This is a genomic window from Pseudomonas sp. R3.Fl (assembly GCF_023516765.1).
GTDB classification, from domain to species: Bacteria; Pseudomonadota; Gammaproteobacteria; order Pseudomonadales; family Pseudomonadaceae; genus Pseudomonas; species Pseudomonas citronellolis.
Window position 1 is genome coordinate 6,182,163 of sequence record NZ_JAMGSO010000001.1, and the last position, 12,320, is coordinate 6,194,482.

The 12,320-nt window shown below is 55.3% G+C and carries 8 protein-coding genes and 2 pseudogenes; 9 read left to right on the forward strand and 1 reads right to left on the reverse strand.

The window, feature by feature from the left end; genetic code table 11:
* Position 1 precedes the first annotated feature (1 nt).
* The 9 genes and pseudogenes from M8R19_RS27415 to M8R19_RS27450 all read left to right on the forward strand — a co-directional run.
* Positions 2 to 4,321 carry a coiled-coil domain-containing protein gene (locus M8R19_RS27415; protein ID WP_249919480.1) on the forward strand — a complete coding sequence of 1,440 codons (4,320 nt, stop codon included), beginning with the start codon at positions 2 to 4 and terminating at the stop codon, positions 4,319 to 4,321.
* The gene (locus M8R19_RS27420; protein ID WP_249919481.1) at positions 4,318 to 5,310 is read left to right on the forward strand and encodes a Wadjet anti-phage system protein JetD domain-containing protein; all 993 of its coding nucleotides are present in this window, start codon (positions 4,318 to 4,320) and stop codon (positions 5,308 to 5,310) included. The genes M8R19_RS27415 and M8R19_RS27420 overlap by 4 nt, the downstream gene beginning before the upstream one ends.
* Positions 5,311 to 5,358: 48 nt before the next feature.
* Positions 5,359 to 5,865: a hypothetical protein gene (locus M8R19_RS27425; RefSeq protein ID WP_249919482.1), complete on the forward strand. Its 507-nt coding sequence runs from the start codon at positions 5,359 to 5,361 to the stop codon at positions 5,863 to 5,865.
* A gap of 82 nt (positions 5,866 to 5,947) precedes the next feature.
* Positions 5,948 to 6,193, forward strand: coding sequence for a hypothetical protein (locus M8R19_RS27430; RefSeq protein WP_249919483.1), 246 nt, complete (start codon positions 5,948 to 5,950; stop codon positions 6,191 to 6,193).
* On the forward strand, positions 6,190 to 6,351 hold the full coding sequence (gene tnpB, locus M8R19_RS33570) for an IS66 family insertion sequence element accessory protein TnpB (protein ID WP_502943000.1): 162 nt from the start codon (positions 6,190 to 6,192) through the stop codon (positions 6,349 to 6,351). The genes M8R19_RS27430 and tnpB (M8R19_RS33570) overlap by 4 nt, the downstream gene beginning before the upstream one ends.
* Positions 6,336 to 6,512, forward strand: a complete 177-nt coding sequence (gene tnpB / locus M8R19_RS33575; protein WP_502943002.1) for an IS66 family insertion sequence element accessory protein TnpB — start codon at positions 6,336 to 6,338, stop codon at positions 6,510 to 6,512. Before tnpB (M8R19_RS33570) ends, tnpB (M8R19_RS33575) begins: the two co-directional genes overlap by 16 nt.
* Before the next feature lie 63 nt (positions 6,513 to 6,575).
* Positions 6,576 to 8,112, forward strand: a pseudogene (gene tnpC, locus M8R19_RS27440) (IS66 family transposase).
* A gap of 117 nt (positions 8,113 to 8,229) precedes the next feature.
* Complete coding sequence (locus tag M8R19_RS27445; protein ID WP_249919484.1) at positions 8,230 to 9,393, forward strand: hypothetical protein; 1,164 nt, start codon at positions 8,230 to 8,232, stop codon at positions 9,391 to 9,393.
* 997 nt (positions 9,394 to 10,390) lie between these two features.
* A pseudogene (locus M8R19_RS27450) lies at positions 10,391 to 10,588 on the forward strand (BrxR family transcriptional regulator); the annotation flags it as partial.
* A gap of 212 nt (positions 10,589 to 10,800) precedes the next feature.
* Here the strand turns inward: M8R19_RS27450 and M8R19_RS27455 are convergent.
* Entirely contained in the window at positions 10,801 to 12,231 is a 1,431-nt protein-coding gene (locus M8R19_RS27455) for a tyrosine-type recombinase/integrase (protein WP_249919485.1), read from the reverse strand.
* Between the last annotated feature and the right edge of the window lie 89 nt (positions 12,232 to 12,320).

A 12,320-nucleotide genomic window follows, 5' to 3' on the forward strand; every position in this document is an offset into this window, starting at 1 on the left:
TATGCGCATTGCTCGAATCTATGTTGACCGATTTGGTTCGCAGACTGGTTGGTATGAACAGACGACGTTGGATCTGTGCGATCCCGTCACGGGAGAGCCAATTGACGCGTGCATCAACCTGGAGAATGGGGGTGGCAAGACCTCGCTGCTAGCGTACATCTTCAGCTGCTTCGATCCACGAAAGGATCGGTGGCTTCAAACGCTGCAGTCGGAGTCGCACGCATTTCGGGATTACTTTGCCAAAGATCCTCGCCCGTCGTTCCTAATTACTGAATGGATCATGCCTGCTCGTGCTGCCAATCAGCCTGACTACCGGTTGGTGATCGGGCAGGCTGTCCACTTCACAGAGTCCGCTGATCGAGCTGCCGATACTGATCGCCGTTTCTTTGCGTTCGAGTCTGGTGCAGGGCTGTGCTGGGAGAGTCTTCCCGTCCCAGGTGTGTCTTTGGCGCCGGTGAAAACCATGCAGGATTTTTTGGCGTGGGCGCAGAAATTCGCACGGAGTCACGGTAAGGGCGACTTCATCATTGCGCACAACCAATACGAATGGATGAAGCATTTGGAGGATCAGCGTCTCATTGATTTGGAACTGTTGAAAATGCAGGTCACTTTCAACAGTCGTGAGGGCGGGAGTGAAGAAGGGTTCTTGTCGTTCAGCTCAGAGAGCGAGCTCGTATCACGGTTACTCACGCTGTCCCTGAACCAGGAGCACACGCAAGAGCTGCGGAGCCTTGTTGCACAGACGATGGATCGCCTGAAGGCGAAACCGAAACATGAGAAGAAGCTTGGCCAGCTCAAGTCGTTGCAGGAGGCCATGAGACCCTTTGCAGCGAGCGCGGAACAACTGATTACTGCTCGTGAAAGCTTGCAAGAGGTGGAGCAGGAGGCTGCTGACTTGAGCTTCGGGATGAGGTTGAAGGTTAATGACATCGACTCCCGCTTAAGCTCGACAAAAGCAGCCATTTCCCAGTTTGTTGCACAGTGCGGAGTCGTCGAGTCACAGGCCGCGGAGGCCGATGGTCAATACATAGCCCTTGTCGGCCATCACTTGCAGCGTGACAGGGATGCCGCCAAGCAACGGCTTCAGGGAATTAAAGAGTCGATAGCTACAGGTCTACGTCGATTGTCGTGCCTCGAGGCGGCTAAGGCGACTAGGAACATCCGGAGCATTTCCAGTCTGCTGGAGGAGCAGGAGCGGAAGAAGGATGCGGTAACCAATGAGCTCCGACCACTTGAAGATGAAGCCAGTAGTCTCGGGGCAATGCTGCAGCACGTGCTTCGTCAGCGAATCGAGGGGCTGGATGGGAACCTAGCTGAGTTTGCCACCACCCTAAAGCAGGCTCAGGCTGAAAAAAAGAGGCTCAGTGATCTTCGATCCGCGTTGGAGAGTCAGAGAGCAGATTTGATTGGACGGCAAGGCGTCCTCAATGGGGAAGTTGGCGCTGCACAAAAGATGCATGCTGAGCTGGTGAATCAGGGAATTTTGCTCCCTGTCGATATCGATGTGAGTGCAGCGATCACCCGGGTATCTCATGCAATCAGTGAGCTCAATGCTCAGCTCTCTGAGTCTGATGAGCAGCGTGCGGCCATGTCTGCAGAGCTCGACGAGATTCGTAATCGTCTGGGCGACACGAAGAGCGAGGCCAGCAACGCTGCCAGTGCTCAGGATCTCATGGCAGCCTTCCTGAGCAGCTATGAGATCGCGTTGGAGTCCCTTCAGCACAATCCGCTGCTGATCGATCTTGCGGATGGTCTGTGTGATCCATATTCGACCTTACTGGTTGATGAGCTCCAGCAGTTGATCAATGCTATCGAAGAGGAGATGGCACAGCGGGCTATTCGCCTGGATCAGCTCAACAGGGAGCGCGAGTCCATTGAACAGACTAGTCTGGCAGGTCGGAGTGATGATGTCACGGCGGTAGTGGAAGCGCTTCGAAAAGCTGGAATTCGCTCTGCTAGGTCTGCAAATACGTACCTGGCAGAATTGCGCCCGGACGCTGCAGAAGCGCGCGCGCTCGTCCTGTCTGACCCCGCACGATACCTGGGCGTAAATGTCGCTGCCCATGAGTGGGAGAGTGCAGTGCGCTCGATAGATGACTTGGGGCTGATGCTCTCTGCACCTGTGACTTTGGCTCCGGCGAGTCTTGATCTTGGGAGCTGTTCGGAAGGGCGTGTAGTACTACGGCCGCACAATGATTCCGCTTACAACATCGAAGCTGCTCGGCAGGCGCTGGTGAGGTTCGAGGACACGATTTCATCTGTGCTTGCTGATCGAGATGTCTTAGTCGAGCGCGGCAAGGTAGCTAGAAAAGTACTCGCTGAAGTCCATGATTTTCAGGGCAAGTTCGCGATTCAGCTGGTGCGCAATACGGAGTCTGAACTCGCTGCCTGCAGAGATCAGCATCAGCGTGCACTTGAAGCGATCACGCGGTTGGAGTGCGAGATCCAGCGGCTGGAAAGGAACATAGATGAACTGGGCCGGCGTGTTGCTGCTATGCATGGTGAAATTGCAACCCAGAACAGCCATGTGAAGCAACTCAGGAGCTATCTGGACACGTGGGAGATTAGTCTGGCTTCGTACTACAAGGAGCTCAGCGAGATCGCTAAACAGATTGATCGTTTGGATGCGGAGCTTGCGGATCAGGCTCATGGTTTCCAGCTTGAAGAGAGTCGAATCTCTACAACCCAAGATTCCCGGGAACGGCTGCTTGCACTGCGAGGTGACCTAAGTCGCGAGCATGATGACGTCACTAGGTTCAGGAGCGATGTCGATGCTGCGGCAGAAGTCCTGCGTAAGGGCTTCAGCATTGATGATTTGCGTCGACGTTACGAGGTGGTGGACTCAGAGCTGTCAGTGGCAGAAAGGGATCGCTTAGGCCTCATCGCTCTGCAGCTTCAGAAGCTGCGTGCAGAGCTCGTAGAGGCCAGCATGAGGTATCAGAATGATTTCGGCTCCCTTGATGCGAATGACGTAGAGGCACTGCTCGACTTGGATATCGAGGCAGAGGTCGCGAGTCAAGGGCGAGAAAACCAGTCGTTGAGCGTCCAGAATGAAGTTGCCGTGAGTGATGCAAGCCGTGCGTCTACGGAGTACGAGGTGTATTGGCGTGGTCGTACGTATGTGGAGCCGACAGATGAAATGCTTGCCTTGGCCTATGAGGAAATCCAAGGCGCGGCAGAGCGGAAGCGGCAAGAATCCGAAGAAAAGCGATCTCTCTTGAAGGCCCTGCAGGAGCAAATTGCTACTGCAAAACGAGGCACTGAAAAGGACTTGGTAGCTAGAAAGGATTTGGATAATCAGATCAGAAATTTGGCTGCGACCTTCAGCCTTGAAGGCTTCACCCCTCGCCAGGTTGAGTTGGGCGAGGACGTCTCTGAGCTCATCGAACAGCTGTTACTTAGCAGGCGCACGCGGTCGAAAGAGGTCGAAAAATGGCAAGCGACTGCCGAGCAGGCACTTAAGGTAGTTCTTTCTATCGCTCGCAGCGCTGACTTTGTCGAGGTCGAAGGGGCTGTCGCTGAGCAGTTTCTGTTTGGTGATCTCGACACAGCTTGTAGTGATCGAGTTCGTTTGGTCGAAATGGTCGACGACCGCATTGCGGCGGTTGAGGACAACCTTGCTGAAATGGTGCCTGACTTCGAGCGCTGCGCCATTGAGGTGTACAACCACGCGACGGCCGCAGCTTCGCTCCTGAAGCATGCGATGGAGATCAAGCTGCCAGCGCAGGCACCGTATGTTGGCGGACAAACTATTCTGAAGATGACGCATAACATCGGGATGTCATCGGATCAGCGTAAGGATGAAATCCGCTACTACCTCAATCGTCAGATCGAAGCCGGTGTGCTGCCACGCAGTGGCGCGGAGATCATCACCCAATGCCTGCTGGCGTTTACTCCGCGGCAGTCGTTCGGTCTTCATCTTCTCAAGATGGAGCAGAACAAAGATTTTCAGTACCAGGCAGTGAACAGCATGAAGAAATCGGGTGGCCAAGGCACGGTCATCGCAGTGTTCCTCTACATGCTGGTTAGCCATCTGCGCGTCGACACTCAAGCCCAGGCCAAGCGGGGAGGGGGAGGGCCGCTGTTGCTCGATAATCCCTTTGCCAACGTCCAGACTAGGGCGCTTATTGATGCGCAGCGCATGCTGGCTGAGAGCTTGAAAATTCAGTTGATCTGCTTTACCGCCAACGCTGACGCGAACATCCTTGAAGGCTTCAGGCGGATTGTTCGCTTACGCAAGGCTGGGGTGAACACGAAGACCCGACGTACCCACATTGAGATGGCCACCGCGACGTTTGAAGCTGAGGGACGTCGAGTATGATTGAGCTCTTTTTCGAGCGACTTGGCCGCAATCGAACCAAGAAGGTCGATCTCATGATTCTCCGCTCGTTGTGGCTCGATGCTCACCCTGAGCAATTGGAGATGCACGATAGAGATCACCGGCTCCTTGAAGCACTCAAGAAAGGGCAGGAGCTAGGCCTTCTTAAGCTGCCTGCGATCGGTAGCTTCGAGAGATTCGGCCGGCCGCCCATGCCGACCTTTGTGACTCTGGCTCGTGAGCGTAAGGAAAAGCCATCTGTTGATTACACCCGGGTGGCTTGGGTGCCAGAACTCGGATTTTGGCCAGGCCTATCTTCAGTTGAGCTCACGACAGCTGCTCTGATCAATGAGTGGCTGATTGTACGCAGAGGTAGGTTCCTCACTGTCCCGTTACGAGAGCGATCGCTGGAGATTTTTGGGGACGAGAAGTACCTGGACTCACGGGTGCGCAGTGATGCGCTCTTCGCCGGCAAGCTTCCATTGAGCTCAATTGGTGCTATGAGGGTGGAGCATCCGTTGGCATATCGCCCTGCAGATGCGAAGGGCAAACCAGTGCTGGTGGTCGAGAACCACCATACCTTCTGGAGTCTTGGTGAATGGAACCAGCAAGCCAAGGAGTACAGCGCAATCGTCTTTGGGTCGGGCAATACCCTTTGCGCTTCCGGTATGGCTTTAGCTGAGGTCATGCGGGAGGTTGATGCAACCAGCGCTGAGTACTTCGGCGATCTGGATCCCGAAGGGGTCAGCATTCCGCTCAAGTTCAACCGAATGAACGTACAGCAACTGACCCCGTGCAGCAGGCTTTATCGCGCGCTATGGGAGGTCGGTAAGCGCCGCGAGGGCATTGAGCCTCAGGTCAGCTATCAGGTGCTTGCTTCGTCCTGGTTGCCAGAGCTGGCAGGGGAGATTAGCGCAATGTGGGATGACGGGTTCTGGATGCCGCAGGAGGCAGTAGGATATGAATACCTCCTTTGGGTTCATGGTTCTTGAAGTGGCTGATTAGGTCTAAATAAATCTTTTCTCGAGATAGGGGCTGCAATGCGACTGAAGAATCACTTCGCCTTTCTACCATTCTCAATTGGAGCTTTAATTTCCCTGGCGTTTCTGGTCATACAACTTCGATTTTTTAATGTTGTCGGTTGGAATTACCATCTTTGCCACATGCTGTTTGGATTCACCTTTCCGTTTTTCCTGAGCTACTTAGTTGTTTCCGGCAAGAAAGTGGATCCACTTCCACTGCGTGAGGTTCTCAAAAGGATTGCCCAGGTGCCGGTGCTTTTATGGCCACTAGAGTCGCTTTTTGCCATTGGACGAGGGATTAAGCGTGACTTCAACGAGGGGTTGCCTTGGACTCCCTGGGTTGGAGCTGTATTTACTCTATGCTTTTCTATGGGGAACGAGATGATTGTTGATCCTGTAACGAACGGCATCCCTTTTACCTCGGCGTACACTCATTTTGTAGCGGATGTTTTTGGTATCGTGCTTTTCTTGTGTTTGACAATGCCTTTCCTTCGACTAAGCAAGCTACAGCAGCGATTGCATTGACCGTATGACTAGGATGCCGCATGCGGTTCGACCGCACTCGCGATGCATCAGAGCGCCCAGCCGGTGGCAACCTGGCGCAACCGTGTCCAGTGTCGCCATCAGTCACGGCATTAATGCCAACGTCATTCGCAAATGGCTGCCGCTCTATCGCGATCAGCCAGCGATACCTTCGCTGCCGGCATTTGTCCCACTGAAGGCTGTACCTAAACGGCCTGCCGAGGCATCAGTGACCATCGAGTTGCCTATGGCCGGACAAGTGATCATGGTGAAATGGCCAGCCTCGGATCCTGAGGGTTGTGCGCAATTTATTCGGGCTGTCGCTCAATGATTCGCATCGATGCCATCTGGCTGGCCACCGAGCCGATGGACATGCGCGCCGGTACCGAAACGGCATTGGCCCGGGTGATCGCGGTGTTCGGTGCGGCGAAGCCGCACTGCGCCTATCTGTTCGCCAATCGCCGAAAGTGCTGGTGCACGACGGCGTAGGCGTCTGGCTTGCCGCGCAGCGACTGAATCAAGGCAAGTTCCACTGGCCCGGCATTCGCCATGGCTGCGAGGTCGAACTCGACAGCGAGCAACTCCAGGCGTTGGTACTGGGTCTGCCGTGGCAGCGCGTCGGTGCAGGCGGTGTGATTAGCATGCTGTAAACGCCGGCCATTTGGCTGGTCTACTTGTCGTCGTCCCGCGTCTGCTATGGCACCATCGGCAGTATGACTTTCTCGCCCAACCTCGACCAGATGCCCCCGGAACAGCTTCGTGCATTGGCGGCACAGGCGTTGCAGTTGCAATCCCAGGTCGAGGCGATGAATAAGAAGATCCGGAACGATGAAACCATCATCGAGCAGCTCACTTACGAAATCGCTCTGCTCAAACGCCACAAGTTTGCCAAGCGCAGCGAGCAAATCAGTCCGGCGCAAGGCAGCTTGCTGGATGACCTGCTCGATACCGACCTTGAAGCTATCGAGGCGGAGCTGAAACAGCTCCTCCCAGCTACGTCACAGGCCGAGCCACGGCAATCCCCCGAAACGTTCGCCATTGCCGCCGCAGTTCCCACGCACGGTGATTCGTCATGAGCCTGAAAATATCCAGTGCGCCTGCGGCTGCCAACTTCAACGCATCGGCGAAGACGTCAGCGAGAAGCTGGATTACACGCCGGGCGTGTTTACCGTCGAGCAACATGTGCGGGGCAAATGGGCCTGCCGTCAGTGCGAAACCCTGATCCAGGCGCCGGTGCCGGCCCAGGTCATCGACAAAGGTATTCCGACCGCAGGCTTGTTGGCCCACGTGATGGTGGCCAAGTTTGCCGATCACTTGCCGCCGTACTGGCAGGAGAAAATCTTTGGTCGCGCCGGGCTGGCCATTGCTCGCTCGACCCTGGCGCAGTGGGTCGGACAAACCGGCGTGCGACTTCAGCCACTGGTCGATGCACTGTGTGAAGCCGTGCTGAACCAGGGCGTGATCCACGCCGATGAAACACCGGTGCAAATGCTTGCGCCAGGCGAGAAGAAAACCCACCGGGCCTATGTCTGGGCCTACAGCACTACGCCGTTTTCGACGCTTAAAGCAGTGGTTTACGACTTCAGCCCAAGTCGTGCTGGCGAACATGCGCGCAACTTCCTGGGTGACTGGAACGGCAAGCTAGTCTGCGACGACTTCGCTGGCTACAAGGCTGGGTTTGAGCAAGGCATCACTGAAATCGGCTGCATGGCCCACGCCCGCCGCAAGTTTTTCGACCTGCACGTAGCGAATAAAAGTCAGCTGGCTGAACAAGCCCTGCACTCGATAAGCGGTTTGTACGAGGTTGAACGCCAAGCGCGGGACATGGGCGATGAAGGCCGCTGGCGAATACGCCAGGAAATGGCGGTGCCAATCATCAAAACACTGCATGACTGGATGTTGGCTCAGCGCGATCTGGTGCCCAACGGATCAGCCACGGCAAAAGCCCTCGATTACAGCCTGAAACGCTGGGTAGCGCTGACGCGCTACCTGGACGATGGGGCCGTGCCCATCGACAACAATCAGGTCGAGAACCAGATACGGCCATGAGCGCTCGGACGCTCGAACTGGTTGTTTGCCGGGTCATTGCGCAGCGGTAAACGGGCGGCTGCCATGATGAGCCTGATCCAATCGGCGCGTATGAATGGGCATGATCCGTATGCCTATCTCAAAGACGTGCTGACGAGGCTGCCGACGCAGCGAGTCAGTGAGATCGGGCAATTGCTTCCGCATCGGTGGGTGCCGGTCTGATTCGCGCAAGGTGAGTTGGGTGTATGCTCATAGTGATGTCACAATGCCTTGCCTGCTCGCGGGCTGACTGGTCAGTGCAGCACATCAACGATGAACAACTCAGGACAGGGAGTTCGGATGAGTACCTTCGATGGCAACCATAAAAAGATAATTGCTGCTTTCATGGCCTTGAAGAATAAGGCCACCATCTTGGAAAAGCATACGCTACGCGGTAATTACCAGATCAACAAGAACCGCCTGCCGTTCATCAAGGTGCATAACTACTTCGCACTCCTGAGGGCTGTATGCGATCTGCCGATCGTTTTCATGATGAACGAAGAATTGTCCAGCACTGCGGCGAGACACCTATGCCCCGAGTTGCTGGTCGAAATGCTTGAGGAACGGCACCTGACCCATGCCGTACAGATCGATGGCAAACCGGCCGCTCTCGAGCGTGAGGATTTCGAAGCGTCGTTGTCCGATGTCAGAGCGCTTCTCTCGGATCGTATCAATGGGATGGTTGGGGGCCTAATGCTGGACTTCACGGTCTCGGCGTTTTCCTGCTTCGAACACTGGATCACTAAGCTGTACGACGGCTATGCCGAAAAGTTGGAGACTGCTTATGAAGAGAGCCGAAAGGACAAGGTCATCAAGCTGCTCGACCGGCATGGCAAATCGAAGTCGGATGAGGAGAGGTCTAAGTGCGTGGACAGAATCCTGGATGTGCGCGGCCCCTACCGCTCTTTCCCCGACAAGATAAATGCGCTTTACAATCTTGCCGATAAGCAGAAGTACGGGAGGGATATCAACCACGACAAAGACCTCATCAAGTTCTTGGGGGCCTGCCGGAACACGGTACACAACTCAGGCCTTCATCGAAATAGCCCGCTTCAGATAACCTGCAACGGAATCACCTATTTCCTAGAGACCGACAGGCCCTGGTATAGCGCTAGCTATCCCCAATCGATCGCGCTGCTGGGTGAGTTGGCAGATATCTATAGCCACCTCATAAGGTCACTAGATGATTGGCCGTTGGAAGCCGTCTGTGAGGAAATCACGCTACCACCAAATTTGAGACGTTTTGAAATCGCTATCCAGCTTGCCCATGAATCTGACGGGGAGACGGCGCTTGAATATGTCCTCATCGAGGATCTGGAGGTCGGTGAGGTACAGGCGGCGAACATTGTGAAAAAGCTGGCGGAGATCAAAGCGGACACCTCTCGGGATCCGAAAGAGTTCTGCATTTATGAGATCATGACGGCCGATCTGCTGAAGCCACTTCAGCCTAACCCCGTATCATGATCTTGGGATGCTCATGAGCGTAGGTGGCTACCCAGCCTTTTCAGAGGCCTTGAAACACGCCTCTCGGGATATGGTTGTGTGACAAGCAGGGCAGGATGATGGTAAGTGTTCCGACCTCATGTCAGGAGGGTGTATTGGCCGGACGCTTACGGCTGGCTCGTAAAGTTATCTAGAATTAAGAGTTACACATGAAAGTTTTTGTCGTTACTTGGAATCTCAATAAAGAGCGCGGTAACTATGATCTGGCGCGTCGTGCTTTTGTTCAGCACCTCGATCGCTACTAAAGTATCAAAGACCAAGGGCTTGAGTCTGTTCGTTGGGTGAGTACCGCGTTGACTGTGAATCAGGTGGCGGATGATCTTCGTACAAATTTGGATGCGAATGACCGCCTATTTGTTTCCCAAGTTTCTCACGGTAATCACCGGGGTTGGCTGAGTCCGAAAGTATGGGAATGGATCAACGCTCGCATCTGAGTTTTTCCATATTAGGCCATTAGCTCTGGGGCGCGGTGTTTGGGGACACCGCGTAGCTTCACCTCATTCATCTGCTGCGCCTTGATGTCGGTCGGGGTGGGAGCTCCTCCTTAGTCCTTACCTTGCCTCACGGCATGATCCTCTCTTGGCAGAACAGCTAGCCCACTGCGTGGAAGCGGCGAGGTTCTGATAGCTGTGTCCGCTTCTGCTGCTAGCAGGCTCTCATTAGGAGAGGACTAAGTGGGCAGCGATGCGAATCCAATCTCGGGACGCTCTTTAGCGCCAGATTCCTTCATCCGCTCTCGCTGGCGTAGGTGTTTAATGTAGTCGCCATCGAGCAGCGTATCGACGTCTAGATCCAGAGCACAGTTGAGTAGCGATGCGAACGTATTGTCGGAGATGCGGCGTTGCTTTGAGAGTCTTACGACCTTCTCTATCTGATCAATGAAGGCTTTTACGAAATCTGACCGTCCTGAGCGGTGGCTTTCGGTCGCTGCAACCGTTGCCGAGTCCGAGGCCTTTCGGATTACAGCATGCACGATGATGTAATGCGTTTGAGGTTGTGCGGCGCAACAGCGGGCTATGTATTGCGCAAGTGGAGTATCGACTGCTCGCCGGATCATCAGCTGCGGTGTCCGGAGTACGGCCTTTGGCTGAGGGATCCACTGCTTCTTTACGGAGTGGAGGCGACGGTATTGGCACCAGGTTACCGCGAGGATTGACCGGGCTGTTTCTTCGCCGCCTTGGGAGCGAAGCGGGTGTTGTGGCGCGTCTTGATTGCCTGATCAGTGCTGTTCAGGGCAATGGTGAGGGGTACGTTACTTGCCCTGTGATTGGCGTTCCTTGAGGGGGACGAAAGCCTCTTTTGTCGAATGAGTGCTTTTGGTCTCAATCAAGTGGAGGTCAACGGCGCCCGATGACCTTTCACGGCAGGTCAAGTTGTATCGTCTACCTGATGGAAATGAAATTTCGAAGCACTTGTGTCGCGGTAAAGGATCGAATCCAGCTTTTCTCCTAGGAGCCGCCATGCCTCGGTTTTTTCCTTGGCATAGTCGTGGTGTAGGTAATGCCTGCGTACCTTGGAGCCGCCCAGTAGATGGTTTTGGCAGCGGTCGATGATTTCCAGCGTAACGCCGAGCTCTTGCATCATGGTCGCGCCTGTACGTCGTAAGTCGTGTGGAGTCCATTCACCCTTTGTGCCCTTGCTCAGTACCAATGAGTCGTCATGGTGGCGACCAGTAAGCGGCTTGCTGCGGTTTTTGAAACGGCACTGTCGATCACCGATCAGTTTGCTGATTGTTTTTGTGTCGACGTGGCTTTTCTCGTCCTTGCTGGGGAAGCAGAACGGGGTATGTCCGGTTTCTTCTTTCAGGCGCTCGAACTGGTTCAGCGCGAATGACGACAGAAACACGTGGTGATCCTGGCGCTTGCCCTTGTGTCCCTTGGTGGCTTCGGCGGGGATGAACCAGGTGCCTTTGTTCAGATTGAGATGGCGCCATTCGGACTTGAGCAACTCGCCGATACGGCAGAGGGTGCTCAGGCAGATCCAGACGGCGCATTGCACGCGCGGATTGACTGGACGGGTGCCAGAGTATTTCTGGCCGGCGGGGAGGGCGTCGTAGTCGCGCTCCAGACGAGCGAAGATGTCGTGTAGCTCGCGAATTTCGTCAGGAGAGAGTAGGCGGTCCCGCTGTTCCTCATAATCGTGGTCGAGCAGCTTGTTGACGTCAATTAGGTCGGCCGGGTTGCCGTCGGCCATCAGCGTGCGCCATGGCTTGCGTTTCTCGGCCCAGCGCAGCATCTGGCCGATGTCCTTGCTGCGGATCACTACGGTGCGGTTCAGGCCACGGGCTTTGACCGAGCGCAGGACGTTGAGCAGGTCTTTCTCGGTCAGGGTGCGCAGCGGCTTCTTGCCAATGAGCGGCAGCACGTCCTTGGTGAAGCTGCGGCGCAGTTCGGCATTGCCGTCCTGGCGCGATACGCCATCGCGCATCCACTCCTCGAAGAGGTCGGCGACTGTCTTGTTCTCCGCTGCTTGGCGCTCGGCTTCGGCAATGGTGGCCGCGATAGCGGCCTGGGCTTCGATCTTGGCAGCCTTGCGGGCAGCGGTGGGGTCGATCCCTTTGGCGGCTATCGTTTTCACTTCGTCGCGTTCGGCGCGAATCTGCGCTAGCGATTTCTTCGGCCAACTGCCCAAGCTTTGGTCGCGCTTCATTCCATCCTGCTTGAATTCGTAGCGGAACTGCACCGTCACACCACGCACGCCGGCACGGACTTTGGCGACCAGGCCCCCGTCCTCGCGGAGGATCCGGCCATCATCGGTTTTGGTGAGCGCTTCCAGTTGCTTGGCTGTCAGTTTGGCCATGTCCTACCCCTTGCCTAATTTGGTTTCATGGAATTTTACCCCACTTTTACCCCACCGAATCGCTTGGCTGTCGATGGATGCTCATGGAT